General features: G+C 67.7%; 22 protein-coding genes and 1 tRNA gene. 11 read left to right on the top strand and 12 right to left on the bottom strand.

The features are described from left to right. Window positions 1–182: 182 nt before the first annotated feature. The gene (locus tag WS95_RS06610; RefSeq protein WP_034208285.1) at window positions 183–506 is read right to left on the bottom strand and encodes an AzlD domain-containing protein; all 324 of its coding nucleotides are present in this window, start codon (window positions 504–506) and stop codon (window positions 183–185) included. Continuing rightward, a complete protein-coding gene (locus tag WS95_RS06605) occupies window positions 503–1,258 on the bottom strand; it encodes an AzlC family ABC transporter permease (protein ID WP_059822919.1) in 756 nt (251 codons plus the stop codon). Before WS95_RS06605 ends, WS95_RS06610 begins: the two co-directional genes overlap by 4 nt. Before the next feature lie 208 nt (window positions 1,259–1,466). Between WS95_RS06605 and WS95_RS06600 the strand changes: the two genes are divergently transcribed. The 6 genes from WS95_RS06600 to WS95_RS06575 all read left to right on the top strand — a co-directional run bounded on the left by WS95_RS06600 (window position 1,467) and on the right by WS95_RS06575 (window position 6,025). Further along, on the top strand, window positions 1,467–2,390 hold the full coding sequence (locus WS95_RS06600; protein ID WP_027785311.1) for a branched-chain amino acid transaminase: 924 nt from the start codon (window positions 1,467–1,469) through the stop codon (window positions 2,388–2,390). Between the two features lie 50 nt (window positions 2,391–2,440). Next, window positions 2,441–2,635 carry a zinc-finger domain-containing protein gene (locus WS95_RS06595; protein ID WP_006482499.1) on the top strand — a complete coding sequence of 65 codons (195 nt, stop codon included), beginning with the start codon at window positions 2,441–2,443 and terminating at the stop codon, window positions 2,633–2,635. A gap of 139 nt (window positions 2,636–2,774) precedes the next feature. Beyond that, window positions 2,775–3,812, top strand: coding sequence for a lipopolysaccharide heptosyltransferase II (gene waaF, locus WS95_RS06590; protein ID WP_034208288.1), 1,038 nt, complete (start codon window positions 2,775–2,777; stop codon window positions 3,810–3,812). Between the two features lie 115 nt (window positions 3,813–3,927). After that, a complete protein-coding gene (locus WS95_RS06585) occupies window positions 3,928–4,374 on the top strand; it encodes a nuclear transport factor 2 family protein (RefSeq protein WP_006477934.1) in 447 nt (148 codons plus the stop codon). Window positions 4,375–4,407: 33 nt separating this feature from the next. Next, window positions 4,408–5,445 (top strand): hydrolase, encoded by a 1,038-nt coding sequence (locus tag WS95_RS06580; protein WP_059780555.1) that lies wholly within the window; start codon window positions 4,408–4,410, stop codon window positions 5,443–5,445. After that, a complete protein-coding gene (locus tag WS95_RS06575; RefSeq protein ID WP_034208290.1) occupies window positions 5,438–6,025 on the top strand; it encodes a DUF2946 family protein in 588 nt (195 codons plus the stop codon). The genes WS95_RS06580 and WS95_RS06575 overlap by 8 nt, the downstream gene beginning before the upstream one ends. 58 nt (window positions 6,026–6,083) lie before the next feature. Here WS95_RS06575 and WS95_RS06570 read toward each other — a convergent pair whose 3' ends face one another. Further along, complete coding sequence (locus WS95_RS06570; protein ID WP_059822918.1) at window positions 6,084–7,778, bottom strand: M48 family metalloprotease; 1,695 nt, start codon at window positions 7,776–7,778, stop codon at window positions 6,084–6,086. A 269-nt stretch (window positions 7,779–8,047) separates the two neighbouring features. On the opposite strand from WS95_RS06570, the gene moaC reads away from it, so the two are divergent. Beyond that, window positions 8,048–8,536, top strand: a complete 489-nt coding sequence (gene moaC / locus WS95_RS06565; RefSeq protein WP_027789220.1) for a cyclic pyranopterin monophosphate synthase MoaC — start codon at window positions 8,048–8,050, stop codon at window positions 8,534–8,536. Between the two features lie 354 nt (window positions 8,537–8,890). Here moaC and WS95_RS06560 read toward each other — a convergent pair whose 3' ends face one another. From WS95_RS06560 to recA, 9 genes are all read right to left on the bottom strand, one after another. Beyond that, complete coding sequence (locus WS95_RS06560) at window positions 8,891–9,241, bottom strand: TonB family protein (protein WP_059780552.1); 351 nt, start codon at window positions 9,239–9,241, stop codon at window positions 8,891–8,893. 469 nt (window positions 9,242–9,710) lie between these two features. Then, window positions 9,711–11,489: a PglL family O-oligosaccharyltransferase gene (locus WS95_RS06555; RefSeq protein WP_059822916.1), complete on the bottom strand. Its 1,779-nt coding sequence runs from the start codon at window positions 11,487–11,489 to the stop codon at window positions 9,711–9,713. A 154-nt stretch (window positions 11,490–11,643) separates the two neighbouring features. Further along, window positions 11,644–12,240, bottom strand: a complete 597-nt coding sequence (locus WS95_RS06550; RefSeq protein ID WP_059822915.1) for a pilin — start codon at window positions 12,238–12,240, stop codon at window positions 11,644–11,646. Window positions 12,241–12,342: 102 nt separating this feature from the next. Continuing rightward, window positions 12,343–13,047 (bottom strand): TerC family protein, encoded by a 705-nt coding sequence (locus WS95_RS06545; protein WP_034208295.1) that lies wholly within the window; start codon window positions 13,045–13,047, stop codon window positions 12,343–12,345. A 157-nt stretch (window positions 13,048–13,204) separates the two neighbouring features. Further along, complete coding sequence (gene sucD / locus WS95_RS06540; protein WP_006477916.1) at window positions 13,205–14,086, bottom strand: succinate--CoA ligase subunit alpha; 882 nt, start codon at window positions 14,084–14,086, stop codon at window positions 13,205–13,207. Window positions 14,087–14,154: 68 nt separating this feature from the next. Further along, window positions 14,155–15,321, bottom strand: a complete 1,167-nt coding sequence (gene sucC, locus WS95_RS06535; protein WP_034208296.1) for an ADP-forming succinate--CoA ligase subunit beta — start codon at window positions 15,319–15,321, stop codon at window positions 14,155–14,157. Window positions 15,322–15,389: 68 nt separating this feature from the next. Further along, entirely contained in the window at window positions 15,390–15,998 is a 609-nt protein-coding gene (locus WS95_RS06530) for a DUF2889 domain-containing protein (RefSeq protein WP_034208297.1), read from the bottom strand. A 145-nt stretch (window positions 15,999–16,143) separates the two neighbouring features. After that, window positions 16,144–17,007: a recombination regulator RecX gene (gene recX, locus WS95_RS06525; RefSeq protein WP_059822913.1), complete on the bottom strand. Its 864-nt coding sequence runs from the start codon at window positions 17,005–17,007 to the stop codon at window positions 16,144–16,146. Next, the gene (recA, locus tag WS95_RS06520) at window positions 17,007–18,077 is read right to left on the bottom strand and encodes a recombinase RecA (protein ID WP_034208299.1); all 1,071 of its coding nucleotides are present in this window, start codon (window positions 18,075–18,077) and stop codon (window positions 17,007–17,009) included. The genes recX and recA overlap by 1 nt, the downstream gene beginning before the upstream one ends. Window positions 18,078–18,265: 188 nt before the next feature. Here recA and WS95_RS06515 point away from each other — a divergent pair, with 188 nt between their 5' ends. The 4 genes from WS95_RS06515 to WS95_RS06500 all read left to right on the top strand — a co-directional run bounded on the left by WS95_RS06515 (window position 18,266) and on the right by WS95_RS06500 (window position 22,681). Continuing rightward, a complete protein-coding gene (locus WS95_RS06515) occupies window positions 18,266–18,994 on the top strand; it encodes a response regulator transcription factor (RefSeq protein WP_006497347.1) in 729 nt (242 codons plus the stop codon). A gap of 17 nt (window positions 18,995–19,011) precedes the next feature. After that, entirely contained in the window at window positions 19,012–20,559 is a 1,548-nt protein-coding gene (locus tag WS95_RS06510) for a sensor histidine kinase (protein WP_059822912.1), read from the top strand. Window positions 20,560–20,786: 227 nt separating this feature from the next. Next, complete coding sequence (locus tag WS95_RS06505; protein ID WP_059822910.1) at window positions 20,787–22,445, top strand: MFS transporter; 1,659 nt, start codon at window positions 20,787–20,789, stop codon at window positions 22,443–22,445. Window positions 22,446–22,604: 159 nt separating this feature from the next. After that, window positions 22,605–22,681, top strand: a tRNA-Met gene (locus tag WS95_RS06500). Window positions 22,682–23,099 lie beyond the last annotated feature (418 nt).

Here is a 23,099-nt window from a genome sequence, read left to right as displayed (position 1 = left end):
CGCATGACGCGCACGGGTAAAAAATCTCGAACGGGCATTCTAGCCGATCCATCCGGCAGACTGACCCGTGCGGCGGCGAATTCCGCCTATTTGGGATCGCGTGCGACCGGCGCCATGATGCTGCGACGCAGCAACGTCCGGGCCGCTCCAGTCGGCGCGCGGCCGGCCCGGGCGGCGAATCGTCAGAAGATCAGGCGCAGCGCGGTGAACACGAGCATGCCGACGACGATCGTGCCGAGCATGCTGCGCCGCCACAAAAACCAGCCGAGGCCGGCGAGCGCCGCGTAGAGCGGATGATTGGACAGCCCGAACGACAGCCCCGCCGGCGTTTCGAGCACGTCGGGCAGCACGACGGCGACCAGCGCGGCGGCCGGCGCGTAGCGCAGCGCGCGCTGCGCGCGTTCGGGCAGCACGGTGCGCTCGCCGCCGATCAGGAACAGCGCGCGCGTGACGGCCGTGACGATCGTCATTCCGACGATGACGATCCAGATCTCGGTCGCGCTCATTCAATGTCCTTTTCGTGCACGGTTTCGGTCCGGATGCGCCGCCAGTCGGCGCGCTCGACGAAGAAATCGGCCGCGCAGCCGGCCGCCAGCGCGGCGAACACCGCCAGCGGCAGCGCGAGCCGGTACGGCAGGTCGAACGCGATCAGCGCCACGATCCCGGCGACCGCGACGGCCGCGAGCGTCGAACGGTTCGCGACCGCCGACACCATGATCGGGATCAGCGCGAGCGTGCCGGCCAGCTCCAGCCCCCAGCTCGCGGGAAAGATGCTCGCGAGCAGGATGCCGGCGAGCGACGACACCTGCCACGACGCCCAGCTCGCGAGCGCCATCCCCCAGAAATACGCCTCCTTGCCCGGCACGCGGCCGTACGCGAAGCCCTGTTTCTGGAACAGCAGGTAGATCACGTCGCCGTTGAAATAGCCGATCGCGACGCGCCGCCACAGCGGCAGGTAGGAAAAATGGGGCGCCAGCCCGGCGCTGAAGATCACGAAGCGCAGGTTGACCATCGCGGCCGTGAGCAGCACGGTCCAGATCGGCAGCTTCGCCGCGAGGAGCGGCAGCACCGCGAGCTGCGACGAGCCCGCGTAGACGAACAGCGACATCGCGCTCGCCTGCCCGAGCGTCATCACCGACTTGCTCATCGCGATGCCGGTGACGAGGCCCCAGGACAGGATCGCCATCAGTGTCGGGGAATAGTCGCGCGCGCCCTGGATCAGCGCGAAGCGGTCGGTGGCGGACAATCGAGCGAGCATGGGAAAGGCGGGCCGCAGCGGGCGGTTCGTCCGGGCGCCGGCGTCTCCCGCCGGCAAGGCCCGTCGTTATTGGAATCGGTACCGGCCGATTATAGCCCCGACCCTGTGCCGACCGACCGGATCGCCGCCAAATGACGCTAAAATAAGCGTCTTTCCGGCTCAACGCTGCATACAACCCGCAGCACCCCACCGCTTCCAGGAGAATCCTATGTCAATGGCCGACCGCGACGGCAAGATCTGGATGGACGGCAAGCTGATCGACTGGCGCGACGCCAAGATCCACGTCCTGACCCACACGCTGCATTACGGCATGGGCGTCTTCGAGGGCGTACGCGCGTACAAGGCGGCCGACGGCAGCACCGCGATCTTCCGCCTGCGCGAGCACACCAAGCGTCTGCTGAATTCGGCGAAGATCTTCCAGATGGACGTGCCGTTCGACCGCGAAACGCTCGAAGCCGCGCAACTCGCGGTCGTGCGCGAGAACCGGCTCGAGTCGTGCTACCTGCGCCCGATCATCTGGGTCGGCTCGGAAAAGCTCGGCGTGGCCGCGAAGGGCAACACGATCCACGTCGCGATCGCCGCGTGGCCGTGGGGCGCGTACCTCGGCGAAGAAGGCCTCGCGAAGGGCATCCGCGTGAAGACGTCGTCGTTCACGCGCCACCACGTGAACGTGTCGATGGTGCGCGCGAAGGCGTCGGGCTGGTACGTGAACTCGATTCTCGCGAACCAGGAAGCGACGGCCGACGGCTACGACGAAGCGCTGCTGCTCGACGTCGACGGCTACGTGTCCGAAGGCTCGGGCGAGAACTTCTTCCTCGTGAACAACGGCAAGCTGTACACGCCCGACCTGTCGTCGTGCCTCGACGGCATCACGCGCGACACGGTCATCACGCTCGCGAAGGACGCCGGCATCGACGTGATCGAGAAGCGCATCACGCGCGACGAGGTCTACACGGCCGACGAAGCGTTCTTCACCGGCACGGCCGCCGAAGTCACGCCGATCCGCGAGCTCGACAACCGCACGATCGGCAGCGGCGCGCGCGGCCCCGTCACGGAAAAGCTCCAGTCGGCGTTTTTCGATATCGTGTCGGGCAAGAATGCGAAGTACGCGCACTGGCTGACGAAGGTCTGAGCGCGCCGCGCGACCGACCGCCCCACACAAGAGTGATAAGAGAAAGTCTCATGAGTGAAATCAAGGAAATGCCGCTGGTCGAGCTGACGGCCAAGGATCTTCCCGCCTACTGCCCGAACCCGGCCATGACGCGCTGGAATGCGCACCCGCGCGTGTTCATCGACGTGTCGCACGGCGAGGCGCGCTGCCCGTACTGCGGCACGCGCTACAAGCTGCGCGACGGCGAGGTCGTCAAGGGCCACTGAGCCCCACCGGCCGGGCCCGAGGGCCTTCGATCCGCAAGGCGGCGCAGCCGGAGGTCCGGCGCGCCGCCCTTCCCCATTCTGGCAACCCGAACGCGGCGCCCGTGCGCCGTGCTTCATTACGACATCGGAAGTCGACCTGATGCGTCGAGCGCTGGTTATCGCACCGAACTGGATCGGTGACGCATTGATGGCGCAGCCGCTTTTTGCGCTGCTGAGAAAGCTCCATCCCCGCATCGCGATCGATGCCGTCGCACCCTCGTGGGTCGCGCCCGTGCTCGAGCGGATGCCCGAGATCCACGATGTCTACGCGACCGATCTCGCGCACGGCAAGCTGCAGCTGCTGCGCCGCTGGCAGCTCGCGAGCGACCTGCGCGACGTCGGCTACGACGCGGCGTACGTGCTGCCGAATTCGCTGAAGTCCGCGGTGATCCCGTGGCTCGCGAACATCCCGCTGCGGATCGGCTATACGGGCGAGCACCGCTACGGGCTGCTGAACGTGCGGCACGCGAATCCGACCAAGTCGGGCGAGCGCCCGCCGATGACGACCCACTACGCGGCGCTCGCCTACGCGCCGGGGGCGAAGCTGCCCGAGTCGATGAAGACGCTGCCCGCGCCGCGCCTGGACGCCGACCTGAACGAGACGGCGCGCGTGTCCGCCCGCTTCAATCTCGATACGCGCAAGCCGCTCGTCGTGTTCTGCCCCGGCGCCGAATACGGTCCGGCCAAGCGCTGGCCGCCCGAGCATTTCGCGTCGCTCGCGACCATCGTCCACCAGTCGTTCCCGTATACGCAGATCGTCGCGCTCGGCTCGCAGAAGGATGCCGCGGCCGCGCAGGCAATCGCCGACCACGCGCCGAACGTGCGCAACCTGTGCGGGCAGACGTCGCTGTCCGAGGCGTGCGCGCTGATCGCGCGCGCGAACGCCGTCGTCACCAACGATTCGGGGCTGATGCACGTCGCCGCCGCGCTGCGCCGGCCGCTCGTCGCGTTGTACGGATCGACCGATCCGCGCCACACCCCTCCGCTGTCGGACCTGGCGAAGGTACAATGGCTGCATCTCGAATGCAGTCCCTGCTTCGAACGCGAGTGCCCGCTCGGCCACCTGAAGTGCCTGCGCGAACTCGGTCCCGAGCAGGTATTCGGCGATTTGCGCGGCATGCTCGTCGGGCAGCGCTGACCCTGACCGGCGGCGTCGCACGGCGCGCCGGGCAATCCGATTCACCGGTGCGCGGCGGCTCGATCCGGGCCGCCATGCTGAATACGGCGCGCGATGCGCGCGAGAGACAACCCCGATGCCACGTTTTGCCCGCCTTTTCGAAGCCGCTGCCGATACGCTGAACGCCTACTACCAGGCCGTCGCGGATGCCAATCTCGACGCGCTGCTGGCGTTGTGGATCGACGAGGATTTCGCCAGCTGCGTATGGGCGGACGGCGAGCATCTGCACGGCCTCGACCAGATCCGCGGCGGGCTCGCCAACCGGCTCGCGACGCGCCCGGTCACGATCGAGCCGCTCGACATCCGCGTGTACGACAGCCTCGGCACGGTCGTCTACACGATCGCCGAAGCGCATCAGCAGGCCGACCTGACGGCCGAACCCGACATGGTTTTCGCGACGTACGTGATGATTCACGAACGCGGCGAGTGGCGTATCGCGCACATCCACGCGAGCCCGATTCCTGAACAAGCGGCCGGACAATTCGCCGCGAAGATCCGTCACGGGCAGGGTCCGCTGCACTGACGAAGAACGAAGCAACGCATTAGCGGGGCGATCATGAGTACGGCTTCTCCGCCCACCTCGCCGCTGACCGGGGCCCCGGCCCCCGACGACGATTCATTGCGCTATCGCGCACCGCGCTGGCTGCCCAACAGCCATGTGCAAACCATCGTGCCCGCGCTGTTCGCGCGGCGTCCGGTTGTCGCTTACCGGCGAGAGCGATGGGAAACCCCCGACCACGACTTCATCGATCTCGACTGGGTCGCGCATCTCGACAGCGCGGCGCCGGCGCCCGACGCGCCGCTGTTCGTGCTGTTCCACGGCCTCGAAGGCAGCTCCGGATCGCACTACGCGCTCGCGATGATGGCGGCCGCGCGCGCGAAGGGGTGGCACGCGGTCGTCCCGCACTTCCGCAGTTGCAGCGGCGAGATCAACCGCCAGCCGCGCTTCTACCATCTCGCCGACAGCGCCGAGGTCGACTGGATCCTGCGCCGGCTCGCCGCGCAACATCGCGGGCCGCTGGTCGCGGCCGGCGTGTCGCTCGGCGGCAACGTGCTGCTGCGCTGGCTCGGCGAGCACCGCAGCGACACGTCGATCGTGCATGCCGCCGCCGCGATCTCGACGCCGATCGACGTGCACGCCGGTGGTCGCGCGCTGTCGCAGGGGTTCGCGATGGTCTATACGCGCAGCTTCCTGAAGACGCTCAAGCGCAAGGCGCTCGCCAAGCTCGACCAGTATCCGGGGCTGTTCGACCGCGAAGCGATGCTGCAGGCCGTGACGATGCGCGACTTCGACGAGGTCGTGACCGCGCCGCTGCACGGTTTCGCGAACGCGGACGACTACTGGACGAAGGCGACCACCCGGCCGCTGCTGCCCGCGATCGACGTGCCGACGCTGATCCTCAACGCCCGCAACGATCCGTTCCTGCCCGAATCGGCGCTGCCGGGGCCCGCCGACGTGTCGCCGGCCGTCGAGCTCGACCAGCCCGCGCACGGCGGTCACGCGGGCTTCATGACCGGGCCGTTCCCCGGCCGCCTCGACTGGCTGTCGGCGCGGGTGTTCGGCTATTGCTCGAAATTCGTCGACCATGGATGACATCGTCAGGCAGGCGCTCGCCAAATGGCCGAACGTGCCGGATTGCACCGGCTGGCTGCTGCTCGACCGGCGCGGCGCCTGGCGGCTGCGCGACGACGCGGCGCAGGCGGCCGGCGAGCTCGGCTCGCCGATCCGGCATGCGGCACTGAACGCGTTCATCGGCCGCAACTACGCGTGCGACGAGCACGGCCAGTGGTTCTTCCAGAACGGGCCGCAGCGCGTGTACGTCGAGCTCGCGTATACGCCGTGGGTCGTGCGGCTCGCCGAACGCGACGGGCAGCTTGCGCTCACCGACCAAACGGGCGCCCCGTTCGAACCGGACGCGGTCTGGCTCGACGACGGCGGCGGCGTGCTGTTTCGCGATGCCGGCCCTCCCGCACGCATCGCGGCGCTGCACGATCACGACCTCGGCTTGTTTGCCGATCATGCGGACTTCGACGCGACACCGCCCGTGCTGCGCTGGCGCGACGGGCGCACGCTGACGCTCGGCCAGCTCGCTCGCGCCGACGTGCCGGCGACGTTCGGGTTCGTCGCGAGTCCCGCGCAGCGGGCGCGCGATGCGTCGGACGACGGCCGCTGACGTGCGATCGCCGTAGCCCGCGTGTCACTCGTGTCACGCCTGCCCGCCCGACGGGCCGCTATCCGCGCCCGTTCTTCTCGTCGTCGCGCTCTTCCTTGTAGCGCGCCTCGAATTCCAGCAGCCGCGCGCCGATGATCGACTGCTCGTAGAACGATACGTCCTTCGCGTCGCGCGCTTCCTTCAGTTGCCGGATCGCCGACGGCCACGCGCCGTCGAGCGCCAGTTTCTCCGCCAGCGCCCGGCGCCGCGCGAGCACGTCGCCCTTGCCGTCGCTCGCCTTCGCGAGGTAATCCCACCAGTCCGGCTGTTCGGGGTCGGCCTTGGCCTGCGCCCGTGCGAGCGTCTGCGCTTCGGCGAAGCGGCGGGCGGCGATCAGCGCCTGCAGGTGCGCGACGATCGCCGCGTGCGACGCCGGCCAGCGCCGCTGCGCGAGCGCCGAGAGCCGTACCGCGTCGTCGGTTCGGCCCGCGCGGCGGGCGATGTCGGCGGCCAGCACGTCGAGGCTCGGCGAACTGCTCGCCGGATCGTCGTCGCGCCGCTCGCGCGCATCGAACGCGCTGCGCGCCGACGCGAGCGCCTTGTCCGCCGCGTCGTACTGGCCGAGCAGCGTGTTCGCGAGCGCGATGCCGTACCAGTTCGCCGCGACGTTCGGCGCCGTGCGATCGTCGATCTCGAGCTGCATCCGGCGCGCCTCGGCCGAGATGTCGGTCGGCGCCCGGTTCTGCAGGACGCGCAGCCGCGCGCGCACGAACCCGTATTCGGCCGACTGGCGCGGCTGCCGGTACGGCGCGCGCCGTGCACGGTCCTCCATGTCGGCAATCCGCTCGCCGGTCAGCGGGTGCGTGCGCGCATAGGCCGGCACGCCCGCATCGCCCATCGACGCACGATCGAGCCGCTCGAAGAAGCCCGGCATCCCGTACGGGTCGTAGCCGGCCCCCGCGAGCAACTGGAAGCCGACGCGGTCGGCCTCGCGCTCGGCCGACCGCGAGAAGCGCAACTGGTTGTCGACCGCATACGCCTGCCCGCCCATCGCGATCGCGCTGCCGAGATCGCCGCTGCGCGCGAGCACGCCGGCCAGCACGCCGAGCAGCATCGTCGCGAGCGCCGTATAGCCGGTCTTCTCGCTCGCGCCGATCATCCGCGCGATGTGCCGCTGCAGCACGTGGCCCATCTCGTGGCCGACCACCGATGCGAGCTCCGACTCCGTCTGCGTCGTCACCACCAGCCCGCTGTTGATCCCGATGAAGCCGCCCGGCATCGAGAACGCATTGATCTGCGGATCGCGCACTGGGAACAGGTCGAAGTCCGGCGTGTAGCCGCCGATGTAGCGCGCCGTCGCCGCGGCCGCGAGCCGCGCCGCCATCGCATTCAGGTAGTCGCGCACGAGCCAGTCGTCGAGATAGTCTGGATCGCGCCGCACTTCGCGCATCACGCGCTCGCCGAGCCGGCGCTCGGCTCGCGGCGTCAGCGAACCGCCGGAGCCGTCGCCGAGATCGGGCAGCTCCAGCGCACGCAGCGGCGCGCGCAGGCTCGTGACCGGCGCCGACGCACCGCCCGCGTCCGAAAACCGGCTCTCCGCGCCGCCGTACGTGCCGAACACGCCGGTCGCGATGCCGGACGGCACGGTGGAAATCGACGCCGCGCCGCCGCCCGCCGGCTCGAGCGGCGGCGCGGATGCGCTCTGTGCATGGCCGCCCGGCGGCAGCGCGAGCGCCGCCGACAGCGACACAGCAAGCAACTGTTTGACACGCATGGCAGGATGAAAACGACGCCGTCCCGCGCACCCGGCGCGCAGCGCGGCGTTTGGTCTGAATATTCGGGTCATTGTACCGGCGCCGCGACGACTGTCCCGTGCCGCGCATGCGTCATCTGCGCCTGCGGCAACGCGAACGCCGCTGCTATGATAGGCGCCCGTTGAGAGGTTGGATCGGTTCGTCGCGCCGGTATGGAGTCCGGTGGCCTGCCGATCGCGAAGCAGGATCGAGGCACGTGCGCGCGCACGCCGTTCCACTAGAGGAAGCCATGTCAGGACTCACCCATTTCGACGCCGCCGGCCACGCCCACATGGTCGACGTCGGCGGCAAGCAGGAAACGCAACGCATCGCGATCGCGCGCGGCACGATCCGGATGCTGCCGGCCACGTTCGCGCTGATTCGCGACGGCAAGGCCAAGAAAGGCGACGTGCTCGGCGTCGCGCGCATCGCGGCGATCCAGGGCGCGAAGCGCACGGCCGATCTCATTCCGCTGTGCCACCCGCTCGCGCTGACGCGCGTGGCCGTCGACTTCGAACTCGACGACGCGCTGCCGGGCGTGCATTGCGTCGCGCAAGTGGAGACGTTCGGCCGGACCGGCGTCGAGATGGAAGCGCTGACGGCCGTCCAGGTCGGACTGCTGACCGTCTACGACATGTGCAAGGCGGTCGATCGCGGGATGGTGATCACGGACGTGAGCGTGCGGGAAAAGCGCGGCGGGAAGTCGGGGGACTGGAAGGCGGAAGACGTCGCCGGCTGAGCGCACGCCGCGACGCACTCGCGCGCAGCTCGTGGGGAATCGATGGTTGTCGTGATTTCCCGGTCGAACGACAGACCATCAGGAAACCACGTCGCCGATGGGGAGCGATTCGGTGAAATGCGTTGCGCCGCTGCCGTATGCGTGCCCCGGTGCGCCACCGTGCCGGCAGCTATCCGTTCCCATGTGAACCGGCCCTGACGGGCAAGCGCGGGAAAACACCGTCACGATGCGTTGATCGACGGACGCGCGACGGCTTCGCGTCATTCGGCGCCACGCCGGACTGTCGCGGCACGAACCCGATACCCCGGAACTGAATCTGGACCGCGCGCCACGGCGCGGCGCCCGCCCCCGGCGTCACTGCCCGCGCTGCGGTTCGAACACGAACGGCTGGGTCAGCAAGAAAGGGTTCGCGGTCGCGCCAGTCTGCACGCACGTGGCGTGCGTCATCGCTTCGACGGCCGCGCGATCGGCCGCCGCATTGCGGCTGCTCGTCGTCACGGTGACGTTCTGCGCTTCGCCGGTTGTCGTCATCAACGCACGCACCAGCACGGTCGCCGGACGCGTGAGCGGCTTCGCGGTATCCGGATAGACGGCACGCGGAATGTGGCAGGTCAGCTTGCTTTCCTGCGACGACGACAGCATCGCGCAGCCGGAAAACAGCATCGCGACGGCGGGCAGGATCAGGTAGGTCGAGCGAATGGCCATGGTCGAATATCGTTCTTCAGCACTGTCTGGGCACACGCGCCGCGCGACGGAAGCCTTCCCCGCCCGCATCGCGTATGTCTCGCTGCGCCGCGGCCATCGGACCGGCGCCCCGTTACGGCCGCACGGCCGAGCGATGCTCGACCGCGATCCTGCCCGGCGAAATGCCCGGATAGCCGGGAGGTTTTCCGTGTTCGCACCGGCTACGCCCCGCGCCGGCGCGCACGCCAGCGCTTTCGCGCATTGTGCACGCGCCGCCCGGCCAGCGGCGGCGATTTGACAATGGTTGACGCGAATCGCCGCCCATTCGACCGGAATCCGCGCGATCCGCGACGTAATCGATGGCCGACCGGAGCGGCACGCTACGCGCCGCGTCGTGTTGCGCCGACGTCAGCCGCCTTCGGCGCGACGCAACAGACGCCGGCATTCCCCGTTCCGGCGTGCGCGACGTGCACGACGTGCACGACGTGCGTCAATCCGAATCGTCGTCGTCCGAATCGTCGCCCTCGTCGGCCGGCGCTTCCCCGTACTTCGCGACGACGGCCGCCCTGAACGCCTTCAGTGCCGGCTCCTGGTCGCACAGCTTGTACAACGAGGCCAGTTGCTGCGGCCAGTCCTTCAATTCCTTCGCAAACACGTGCAGGCGCGCGACGGTATCGAGGGCGTCGGCTTCGCGGCCGGCCAGCGCCTGCAGTACCGCGTAGCGGCGCAGCACCGTCTCGCCCGGCAGCAGCGCGATCGCGCGCTCGTGCGCGGCGAGCTTGGCCGGCAAATCGTCCGGCGAAATCGGGAGCAGCGTCGCCGCACCGTAATCGCCCCACGCGCCGAACAGCAGCGACGGCGCATCGCGGTACTGCGCGGCCGGGCTGCTGCCGTAATAGAGCACTTCCGCGCGCTGGTAGTCGCGCAGCACCGGCACCGCCGCCAGCACGCCGCCGAACGACAGCACCGCGAACAGCCCGAATGCCGCACGCCCCGGCAGGATGCGCAGCGGCTTCACCTCGAGCAGCCCGATCACGAACATCGCCGGCAGCAGGAAGAACATGTATTGCTGCGGATATTCGACGAGCGCATGCATCAGCAGGATGCCGATCAGCGCGAAGCCGAACACGCGCATGCTCGACTGCGGCCCCCGCACCGCGCGCACGAACCACGTGACGAGCGCGACGGCGAGCACGCCGAGCCCGACGAGACCGGACTTCGCGAGCAGGTCGATGAAGATGTCGTGCGAATTGTTCGCGATCTCGACGCCGCCGAGCGTGCGCACGAGCGCAAACTGGTGCGACGGGAATTCGCCCCAACCGACGCCGAGCAGCGGATGCTCGCGGAACATCGCGAGCCCGTACTTCCACAACGCGAGGCGCGGCGCGATCTGCCCGGCATCGCGCATCCGGTCGGCGGCCGACTCCGCGAGATTCAGGTGGTAGTGCACGTTGGCCCAGCGCACCGCGACGTTCACCGCGACGAACGCGACGGCGAGCACGACAGGTATCAGCCACGCACGCGCATTGCCCGGCGTGCGGCGCGATTCGACCCACGCCATCCAGAAGCCCGCGACGACCATCACCGCGACCTGCAGCCACGGCCCGCGCGACACCGTCAGCGCGAGACCGACCGACAGCACGAGCGACAGCGCGAGCCACGCCCACACCGCGAGCCGGCGAGTCTGCACCAGATACAGCGCGCCCGCGAGCGCAAAGGCGATGTAGCTGGCCAGGTGATTCGCCTGCGCCATGTTGCCGTATGGACGGCGGTCGACCGCGATGTTGTACACCACGACGAACGGCGACACGGCCGACTCGAGGTGGAACAACTGCACGATCTGGGTACCGACGGCGAACACGCCGCCGACGAGCAGCGCACCGGCCATCATCCGCGACACGGTTTCCGCCATGCCGTCGCGCGCCAGCGCGTAGCCGGCCTGCATGGCAACCAGCGCGGCCGCGAGATAACCGACCGCCAGCCAGTTCATCGACGGCACCTTGAGCGGGATCAGCGCGACCTGCGCGATCAACACCGCCGCGAAGCCGAGCGGCGCGACGAACGCAGCCGGCGCGGCAAACGGCTGGGTCGGGCGGCCGGTGCGCGCAAGCAGCACGACGGATACGCCCACCAGCAGATACAGCACCAGTGCGGAAAACTCGGAATAGAAGGTCGGGATCGGATACGTGTGATTCGTGATCGCGTACGGCACGATCAGGGCGACAGCCAGCGCAACGAGCGACAACGAACGGGAAAAAGTAGAAGGCATGAGCGAACCGGATGTCAGCAACCGGCGCACTATACAAAACTTTCCCTGCTCTGTGCGGGGCTGTCGCTCCGCGAGCCGGCGCGGGGGCGCAGCCCCCGCCGGCCGAATCGGCGGGCGGCAGGCCGCATGCGCGGCCGCCCCCTTCTGCGCCGCCTTATGCGCGGCACTCCGCCGGTGCATATTTCGCGGGCAGCGTCGCGGCGGCGCCCGGCAACGGCCCCGCTCCCGGCGCCGGCAGCGACGACGCGTCCTTGCCGGCGGCGAAGCACTCCCATGCAATCGCGCCCGCCTGTATCGTCCCCTTTTTGAGCGGCACGCGCGCGGTGGGCGCATCGGCCTTGTCCGGCGCAGACGGCACGAGCACCAGCGTATTCGCGCCGGCCACGGCGACGCGGGTGGTGAACGCGACCGTGATCTGGCCGGTCGCGCCGTCGATCGCGACGGATTCGACGTTGCGGGTCGCGGCAGGCGGGCTATAGCCGCCGTCGAGGCTCGCACCGCTCGCGGCATTGTCGGCGACCGCGAGCCGCGCGGACGACGCGAGCGCAAGCCCCTCGCCGACGCGCGACCGCGCGAGGTAATCCTGGTACGCGGGAATCGCATAGGCTGCGACGACGCCGACGATCGCGAGCACGATCATCAGTTCGATCAGCGTGAAGCCGGCCGGCCGCCAGCGCGGCGACGGCCGACTCGCGCGCCGGAGATCGGCGGCAACGCGACGGAACAGGGAAACGGAAAAGGCTTCGAACATGACAGGCTCCGGAAACGAAAAACGCCTGCCGATACAGGCAGGCGTCTCGATCGTAGCCAGCGGGCCGCGAGGCCGACAGTCGGCCGGACGGCCAGTCAGCCGTCAGTGCGCGTGGGGCACGCTGCGGCGTTTCCTGAGCGCGTAACCGATCGCGACGACGAACAGCGCGCCGGCGATGCTCGCGCCGTATACCACCGACGGCGTATCGAGCACCGGCCAGCGATCGCCGACCGGGTCGTTCACGATCAGCCCGCCCGCGATCCAGCCGAGCAGCCCGGCGCCGAACGCCACGACGACCGGGAAACGATCGAGCAGCTTCAGCACCAGCGTGCTGCCCCATACGATGATCGGCACGCTGACGACGAGCCCGAAGATCACGAGCGCGATCCGGTGCGACGGATCGGCCTGCTCGGCGGCGCCGGCGATCGCGATCACGTTGTCGAGGCTCATGACCGCATCGGCGATCACGATCGTCTTGACGGCGTCCCACAGCCGGTCGGCCGGCTTGATGTCGTCGTGCGCGTCGGCGGCCGGCGCCATCAGCTTGATGCCGATCCACAGCAGCAGCAACCCGCCGCCGAGCTTCAGGAACGGCACGTCGAGCAGCGCGACCGCGAACGTGATCAGCGCGACACGCAGCAGGATCGCCCCCGCGGTGCCCCAGACGACCCCGCGCAGCCGCTGGTTCGCCGGCAGGTTGCGGCACGCAAGCGCGATCACGACCGCGTTGTCGCCGCCGAGCAGGATATCGATGATGACGATCTGGAGAATGGCGCCCCAGTGCAGCGAGGTCAGGAATTCGAGCATGGCGGTGAGGACAGGACGGCGGCCGCCTCGCGGGCGACCCGGTTCATCGCCGGCACATGCACGACGCATGCCCGGTGCTTACGAATTCATTGCGCGAGCATAACAAAAAACGCCGGCAAAGCCGGCGTTTTCTGCAGGACGAGCCCGACGGAAATTATTACAGCGCCTTCTTCAGCAGACGGCCCATTTCCGACGGGTTGCGCGTGACGGTGATGCCGCACGCTTCCATGATTTCCAGCTTCGCTTCGGCCGTATCCGCACCGCCCGAGATCAGCGCGCCGGCGTGGCCCATGCGCTTGCCCGGAGGCGCCGTGACGCCGGCGATGAAGCCGACGACCGGCTTCTTCATGTTGTCCTTGATCCACTCGGCGGCATTGGCTTCGTCCGGACCGCCGATTTCGCCGATCATCACGACCGCATCCGTATCCGGATCGTCGTTGAACATCTTCATCACGTCGATGTGCTTCAGACCGTTGATCGGGTCGCCGCCGATACCGACTGCCGACGATTGGCCGAGGCCCAGTGCCGTCAGTTGCGCAACGGCTTCATACGTCAGCGTGCCCGAACGCGACACGACGCCGATGCGGCCCTTGCGGTGGATGTGACCCGGCATGATGCCGATCTTCAGTTCGTCCGGCGTGATCGTGCCCGGGCAGTTCGGCCCGAGCAGCAGCGTCTTGCGGCCTTCGCGACGCATGCGGTCCTTCACTTCGATCATGTCACGGACGGGAATGCCTTCCGTGATGCAGATCGCGAGATCGAGGTCGGCTTCGACCGCTTCCCAGATCGCAGCCGCTGCGCCTGCCGGCGGAACGTAGATGACCGACACGGTCGCGCCGGTTTCCGCCTTCGCTTCCTTGACGCTCGCGTAGATCGGAATGCCTTCGAAATCTTCGCCGGCCTTCTTCGGGTTCACGCCCGCGACGAATGCTTCGCGGCCGTTTGCGTATTCACGGCAGGCGCGCGTATGGAACTGACCGGTTTTGCCGGTAATGCCCTGCGTGATGACCTTCGTGTCCTTGTTGATCAGAATCGACATGTATTTTGACCTCTGTTCGATTGGCGTCGCGAGCTAACCGCGCCGCCATGCGTGTTCATTGAGCGCGCTTACTTGCCTGCGGCAGCCGCGACGACCTTCTGCGCAGCCTCTTCCATGCTGTCGGCCGAGATGATCGGCAGGCCCGAATCGGCCAGCATCTTCTTGCCGAGGTCTTCGTTCGTGCCCTTCATGCGCACGACGAGCGGCACGTTCAGGTTCACGGCCTTCGAACCGGCGATCACGCCTTCCGCGATCACGTCGCAGCGCATGATGCCGCCGAAGATGTTCACGAGGATCGCCTTCAGGTCCGGGTTCTTCAGCATCAGCTTGAACGCTTCGGTGACCTTCTCGGTCGTCGCGCCACCGCCGACGTCCAGGAAGTTCGCCGGCTCGCCGCCGAACAGCTTGATGGTGTCCATCGTCGCCATCGCGAGGCCTGCGCCGTTCACGAGGCAGCCGATGTTGCCGTCGAGCGAGATGTACGCGAGGTCGAACTTCGACGCTTCGATTTCAGCCGGATCTTCTTCGTCCAGATCGCGGTACGCGACGATTTCCGGGTGGCGGAACAGCGCGTTCGAGTCGAAGTTGAACTTCGCGTCGAGTGCGGTGACCTTGCCGTCGCCGGAGACGTTCAGCGGGTTGATTTCAGCCAGCGATGCGTCGGTTTCCCAGAACGCCTTGTACAGACCTTGCAGGATCGCGCGTGCTTGCGGAATCGAAGCGGCCGGCACGCCGATCTTCGCGGCGAGGTCGTCGGCCTGGGCGTCCAGCAGGCCCGTCGACGGCTCGACGATGACCTTGTGGATCAGTTCCGGGTGCTTTTCGGCGACTTCTTCGATGTCCATGCCGCCTTCGCTCGAACCCATCAGCACGATCTTCTGCGAGATGCGGTCGACGACGAGGCTGACATACAGTTCCTGCTTGATGTCGGCGCCTTCCTCGATCATCAGGCGGTTGACCTTCTGGCCTTCCGGGCCCGTCTGGTGCGTGACGAGCTGCATGCCGAGGATCTGGCTCGCGTATTCGCGCACCTGCTCGATCGACTTCGCCACCTTCACGCCGCCGCCCTTGCCACGGCCACCCGCGTGAATCTGAGCCTTCACGACCCAAACCGGGCCGCCGAGCTCTTCCGCCACCTTGACGGCCTCGTCCACCGAGAACGCCGGCTTGCCGCGCGGTACCGCGACGCCGAATTTCCGCAGGATTTCCTTACCCTGGTACTCGTGAATCTTCATGCGTGATTCCCTTCAGTCTGAGAGTTGGATGAAATGTCGCTTGAGACGCTTCTTCGAATGATTTCCGTTCATTCCTTCGTGCTGCCTTCACCGGGCAGATCCGGCCGAATCGGGCCATACCAGCGCGGGTAGTACTGCCGCACGACCTCGCCGTCGAATCGCAGCGCGCGGCAGCGGCCGAGCTGGAACGGCGGTTCGGCGTGCACGCCGTCATGGGCCGGCCCTTCGCCGCCCTCCTCGCGCACGTTCCACACGTCACCGGCGAACGCCTGGATCGCGGCCGTCGGCAGCACGGCGCACAGTTCGGTGAGATGGGAACAGCCTGCGACGCCGGCGAGCAGCCGGTTCGCGTTGCGGCGGAAATTGCGGAAGAGATTGAGCCCGACGAGGGCCCGATAGGCGGGAGTGGCGGATTGACAGTGACCGGGATAGGGCACCCATTCCGAAGACGCTTCGGCGTCGACGACATTGAGGTCACGATCGATGGTCACGCGCAGCCAGAGTTCGTGGATCGGCAGGCCCTGGGGCCGGATGCCCGACGCAAGCGCGACATCGCGCGGCTTGTGGTCGGTCAGGCAGGCTTCGATGTCCCACAAGCCGTCGCCGCGCTCGTAGGCTTCCGCTCGGATTGCGCGTCGATGTCGCAACTGACGGGGCACGGGCTCGGATAGCGGCATGCTGGAGGTTGAGGCCGAAGAGGAAAACCCGTGGATTTTAGCATATTGGGTATTTGAGACAGTTTGCCGCGACGGCGGGTATTCCCGCCTGCCGGAAGCGGTTGCAATGCAGCAAAATCGCGCGCCACGCGCGCGACCGGGCGCGTCAGTCGTCGATCGGGAAATCGTCGCCGATTTTCAGCAACTTCACGATGGTCGCACTCGAGAAGCCGCGCGCGGCAAGGAAACGCGTCTGCTTCGCACGCTCGGCCGGCGTTTGCGGCAGTGCACCGAATTTCTTGCGCCAGACGGCCTGCGCGCGCGTCAATTCGGTCTCGCGCAATTGGGCATGCACCTCTTCGACGAGGCCGTCGCCGACCGCATGGCGCTTCAGCTCGCTGACGATGCGCGCGACGCCGACGCGCGACGCGCGACGATGCACGAGGCTCTCGGCGAAGCGCGCGTCGGACAGCCAGCCTTCCTTTTCCAGCGCATCGAGCACCGGCTCGACGGCTTCGTCCTCGCCGACGTAGGGGGCGAGCTTGCGCGCGAGCTCCGCACGGCTGTATTCGCGCCTCGACAGATAGCCGAGCGCGCGCCCCTTCAATGAGCGCGGCGGCTTCGACGACTTGCGCTCGCCTGCGCCCGGCGCGTCGCTCGAAGCAGCGCCCGACGGCGCACCGGCTGCACGGCGTGTACGGCGCGGATGCTGGCTGCTGCGCGTATAGACATCTTCTGCCGCGGGCGAATCGGCTGGGCGATCGCCCGGAAAGCGGACACCGGACACGCGACGGCGCGAGCGATCGTGTGCGTCGAACGACTCGTCGTCGTCGAACGGATCGTCCGGTGCGGCAATCTCAAACGAAACGAGGGCATCGTCGGATGCCCTCGTCGCGGTGCGGTTCGCGGCGTTGCCGCCTGCGTCACGCCGATCGGCGCCCGAGGATCCGGCTCGCCGGCCGGAGCGCCCCGCCCTTTCGGGCATGTCGCGCTCCGCCGGCTCGCCAGTCTGACCTCGGCGCACAACCATTACTCTTCTTCGTCCAACGCCTCGGCTTCGTTGCCTACGCCATCGGGCATGCTGACGACACCGAGCGATTCGCGGATGCGGTTCTCGATCTCGCGCGCGATTTCCGGATTTTCGCGCAGGAATTCACGCGCGTTGTCCTTGCCCTGACCGATCTTCTCACCGTTGTAGCTGTACCAGGCACCGGCCTTGTCGACGATCTTCGCCTGCACGCCGAGATCGATGATCTCGCCCTGACGCGAAATGCCCTCGCCATACAGGATGTCGAAGATCGCCTCGCGGAACGGCGGCGACACCTTGTTCTTGACGACCTTCACGCGGGTTTCGTTGCCGATCACCTCGTCGTTCTTCTTGATCGAGCCGATCCGGCGGATGTCGAGGCGCACCGACGCATAAAACTTGAGCGCGTTGCCGCCCGTCGTGGTTTCGGGGTTGCCGAACATCACGCCGATCTTCATCCGGATCTGGTTGATGAAGATCACGAGGCAGTTCGTGCGCTTGATCGTGCCGGTGAGCTTGCGCAGCGCCTGCGACATCAGGCGCGCCTGCAGACCCGGCAGCGAATCGCCCATTTCGCCTTCGATTTCGGCCTTCGGCACGAGCGCCGCGACCGAGTCGATGACGATCATGTCGATCGAACCCGAGCGCACCAGCGCGTCGGTAATTTCCAGCGCCTGCTCGCCGGTATCCGGCTGCGAGATCAGCAGTTCCGGCACATTGACGCCGAGCTTGGACGCGTACTGGACGTCGAGCGCGTGCTCGGCGTCGATGAAGGCAGCCGTGCCGCCCAGCTTCTGCAGTTCGGCGATGACCTGCAGCGTGAGCGTGGTTTTACCGGACGATTCCGGACCGTAAATCTCGACCACCCGGCCGCGCGGCAGGCCGCCGACGCCGAGCGCGATATCGAGACCCAGCGAGCCCGTGGAGACGACCTGGATGTCTTCCTTCGCTTCGCCGTCGCCCATCCGCATGATCGACCCTTTGCCGAACTGCTTCTCGATCTGTGCGAGTGCGGCCGCCAGCGCCTTGCTCTTCTCGGCGGTCATCCCGGAGCCCTTCTTGCTATCTTCCATGAATCGTCCTTTGCTATGATGAGCAGCGTCTGTCAGAGGCGCGCCCGCTTCAAGCGCTGCCCACGAATGCAGACACTGTATAAAAAAACAGTGTTTTATGCAAGCCCGCAATGCAGGCTGCGTCGTACACGGATAATTTCGGAGACAGCCGCGCCGGCATGCACGCCCGCCGGCCATCGGTCAGCAACATGCGAATCCTCATCGCCGAAGACGACAGCATACTCGCGGACGGCCTCACCCGGTCACTCCGCCAATCGGGCTATGCCGTCGATCACGTGAAGAGCGGCGTCGACGCCGACACCGCGCTGTCGATGCAGACTTTCGACCTGCTGATCCTCGATCTCGGGCTGCCGAAAATGTCCGGCCTCGACGTGCTCAAGCGCCTGCGCGCGCGCAATTCCAATCTGCCCGTGCTGATCCTGACCGCCGCCGACAGCGTCGACGAACGCGTGAAGGGGCTCGATCTCGGCGCCGACGACTACATGGCCAAGCCGTTCGCGCTCAACGAGCTCGAGGCGCGCGTGCGCGCGCTGACCCGGCGCGGCGCCGGCGGCGGTCCGACCGTCGTGCGCCATGGCTCGCTCGCATTCGACCAGGTCGGGCGCATCGCGTACGCGAACGATCACGTGCTCGATCTCTCCGCGCGCGAACTCGGCCTGCTCGAGGTGCTGCTGCAGCGGATCGGCCGCCTCGTGTCGAAGGAACAGCTCGTCGATCACCTGTGCGAATGGGGCGAGGAAGTCAGCAACAACGCGATCGAAGTCTACGTGCACCGGCTGCGCAAGAAGATCGAACCGAGCGGCGTGCGGATCTCGACCGTGCGCGGCCTCGGCTATTGCCTCGAGAAGGTCGCGCCCGCGACGCCGGCCGACACGGCGGCGCCCCAGCCCGCGGCGGCCGGCACGCCGCTGCGCTGACGCCGGGCGGCGCCGCGATGGCCACGCCGGCCCATTCCCGCCACCCGACCGGCGCGCCGTCGTCGGCTGCCGACGAGGCGCGCGACGCGCGCTACGAGAACCCGTTCGCGCCGCCCGACGAAACCGAATCGCCCGAAACGCCGCGCCCGCGCTCGCTGTTCGGCGAAATCCTCGACTGGATGCTCGCGCCGCTGCTGCTGCTGTGGCCGATGAGCATCGCCGTCACCTATCTCGTCGCGAAGACGATCGCGAACGGCCCGTTCGACCGCGCGCTCGAGACCAACGCGTACGTGCTTGCGCGGCAGATCCATCCGGTCAACGGCGTCGCCGAGCTGACGCTGCCGGAGCAAACGCGCGACTTCCTGCGCGCGGACAACATCGACAGCGTCTACTTCCAGGTGCTCGGCACGCGCGGCGAGCTGGTCGCGGGCGAGGCCGACATGCCGCTGCCGCGCGACGAGGACCGCCCGCCGCCGGGCGTCGTCGTGTTCCGCGACGACCTGCTGCGCGGCAACGACGTGCGCGTCGCGTATACGACCGTCGCGCTGCCGCAGGCGAGCGGCGCGCAGCCCGTGCTCGTGCAGGTCGGCGAGACGCTCGACAAGCGCAACGCGCTCGCGAACGACATCATCAAGGGCGTGATCCTGCCGCAATTCGTGATCCTGCCGCTCGCGATCCTGCTCGTCTGGTTCGGGCTGTCGCGCGGGCTCGCCCCGCTCAACGCGCTGCAGGCGCACATTCGCGCGCGGCGGCCGGACGACCTGTCGCCCGTCGAGGCGCAGCGCGCGCCGCCCGAGATCGAACCGCTCGTCACGTCGTTCAACGACCTGCTCGCGCGCCTCGAACAGAACATGGCGCTGCAAAAACGCTTCATCGCCGACGCCGCGCACCAGATGAAGACGCCGCTCGCGGGCCTGCGCACGCAGGCCGAGTTCGCGCTGCGCCATCCGGTGCCGCCCGACGTGCAGCGCTCGCTCGAGCAGATCGCGACGAGCTCCGAGCAGGCCGCGCGGCTCGTCACGCAACTGCTGGCGCTCGCGCGCGCCGAGAACCGCGCGAGCGGGCTCACGTTCGAGCCGGTCGAGATCGCCGCGCTCGCGCGGCGCACGGTGCGCGACTGGGTACAGGCCGCGCTCGCGAAACGCATGGACCTCGGGTACGAAGGCCCGGACGACGACGCGCCGCTCGATGTCGACGGCAACCCGGTGATGCTGCGCGAGATGCTCGGCAACCTGGTCGACAACGCGATCCGCTATACGCCGGAAGGCGGCCGCATCACCGTACGCGTGCGCGCCGAGCCCGCGGCGCGGCGCGTGCATCTCGAAGTCGAGGATACCGGCCCCGGCATCCCGGCCGGCGAGCGCGAGCGCGTCGTCGAGCGCTTCTACCGGATCCTCGGCCGCGAAGGCGACGGCAGCGGCCTCGGGCTCGCGATCGTGCGCGAGATCGCCACGCAGCACGGCGGCACGCTGACGCTCGACGATCACGTCTACCAGCACGCGCCGCGCCTCGCCGGCACGCTCGTGCGCATCAGCCTGCCGCTCGCCGTCCCTGCCCCGGATTAACCCTGATGTGCACCGCCGCGGCTCGGCGCAAATCCGTCGAAACCGGCGATTTACCGGACGTTCGCACCATGATCGGGCCGCGAAATGGCCGATTCGACACGGGTTAACGCGCAGTCGGTTTGTACGCGCGAGTCAGTGCGCCGTAAGTTTCCGTGCCAATAATCGTCGACAGGCCCGCCCCTCCCAAGGCGGCCGCACATCTATATCAAGGGACTTGGAGACGATTCATGGCAACGTTAGGCGGGCAAATTTCGCACTCGCCGATGACGGGCGAAGAGAAGAAGGTGATCTTCGCGTCGTCGCTCGGCACCGTGTTCGAGTGGTACGACTTTTACCTGGCCGGCTCGCTCGCGGCCTACATCAGCAAGAGCTTCTTCTCCGGCGTCAATCCGACCGCCGCGTTCATCTTCACGCTGCTCGGCTTCGCCGCCGGCTTCGCGGTGCGGCCGTTCGGCGCGATCGTGTTCGGCCGGCTCGGCGACCTCGTCGGCCGCAAGCACACGTTCCTCGTGACGATCGTGATCATGGGCGTGTCGACGTTCGTGGTCGGCTTCCTGCCCGGCTACGCGTCGATCGGCATCGCCGCCCCCGTGATCTTCATCGCGATGCGGCTGCTGCAGGGCCTCGCGCTCGGCGGCGAGTACGGCGGCGCGGCGACCTACGTCGCCGAGCACGCGCCGGCCAACCGGCGCGGCTTCTACACCGCATGGATCCAGACGACGGCCACGCTCGGCCTGTTCCTGTCGCTGCTCGTGATCCTCGGCGTGCGCACGTTCGTCGGCGAGGAGGCGTTCGGCAACTGGGGCTGGCGCGTGCCGTTCGTCGCGTCGATCCTGCTGCTCGCGGTGTCGGTGTGGATTCGGCTGCAACTGAACGAATCGCCGGTGTTCCTGCGCATCAAGGCGGAAGGCAAGACGTCGAAGGCGCCGCTGACCGAAGCGTTCGGCCAGTGGAAGAACCTGAAGATCGTGATCCTCGCGCTCGTCGGCCTGACGGCCGGCCAGGCCGTCGTGTGGTACACGGGCCAGTTCTACGCGCTGTTCTTCCTCACGCAGACGCTGAAGGTCGACGGCGCCAGCGCGAACATCCTGATCGCGATCGCGCTCCTGATCGGCACGCCGTTCTTCCTGTTCTTCGGTTCGCTGTCGGACAAGATCGGCCGCAAGCCGATCATCCTCGCGGGCTGCCTGATCGCGGCGCTGACCTACTTCCCGCTGTTCAAGGCGCTCACGCACTACGCGAATCCGCAGCTCGAACTCGCGACGCAGAAGGCGCCGATCACGGTCGTCGCCGATCCGGCCACCTGCTCGTTCCAGTTCAACCCGGTCGGCACGTCGAAGTTCACCAGCTCGTGCGACATCGCGAAGAGCGCGCTCGCGAAGGCCGGCCTGAACTACGAGAACGTCGCGGCGCCGGCCGGAACGCCGGCCGAAATCAAGGTCGGCGACACGGTGATCCAGACCTACGACGGCAAGGCGGCCGACGCGAAGGCGCAGGGCGCGGCGTTCGACAAGACGCTCGCGGCGACGCTGAAGGGGGCCGGCTACCCGGCGAAGGCCGACCCGGCGCAACTGAACTGGCCGATGACGATCGTGATCCTGACGATCCTCGTGATCTACGTGACGATGGTCTACGGCCCGATCGCCGCGATGCTGGTCGAGATGTTCCCGACGCGGATCCGCTACACGTCGATGTCGCTGCCCTATCACATCGGCAACGGCTGGTTCGGCGGCTTCCTGCCCGCGACCGCGTTCGCGATCGTCGCGGCGAAGGGCAACATCTATTCGGGACTCTGGTATCCGATCGCGATCGCGCTGGCGACCTTCGTGATCGGCCTGCTGTTCGTCAAGGAGACGAAGGACTCGGACATCTACGCGCAGGATTGATGTCGGGCGCGAAGCGGAGACGGCCGGCGGAGGGGCTCCTTCCGGTGGCCGCCTCCCGCCCGCGATGAAGGCCGGCACGGGTCGCCGGCAACTTTTTTCGGGAAAGACGGAAAAAAGGTATTGACAGCCGGCCAGCCGATCGACATAATTCAAGTCTTCGGCGAATTAGCTCAGTCGGTTAGAGCGACGGAATCATAATCCGCAGGTCCGGGGTTCGAATCCCTGATTCGCCACCAAATGCGAAAAGCCGCTGTTTCGAAAGGAACAGCGGCTTTTTTCATTGCTGCATGCTTCAACGCCGCCCTCATCTGTCGATGAACGCCCAAAGGCACGATCGCGCGCGTCCGGTCTAGCGGGTTCCGGAATCGCGATGCGCATATCTGCATCGACCGGCATGAACCGTTCTGGCGTGCCGTGACCTCCATCCACGACCCGTTTCCTTCCCCAAGTTTGTCGCTCCCGCGGCGCGATCGTCGACCAGGCGGCCCTCCACCGGCGTCTGCAGGCGACGAGCGAGATCGCGAACCGCACAGCCCGTGAACCGGACACCACGAACTTCGTTCGAGATCGATGTGCGACTCGTACTCGCCGATACGAGCAATCCAGATCGTCGATACCGGCATACGGCGATAGCAAGCGGCCGAAATTTAATAG

It is taken from the genome of Burkholderia sp. MSMB1826, from assembly GCF_001526325.1.
GTDB lineage: Bacteria > Pseudomonadota > Gammaproteobacteria > Burkholderiales > Burkholderiaceae > Burkholderia.
Note: the sequence above shows the minus strand (reverse complement) of the source record. Positions and strands in the feature narration are given on the sequence as shown.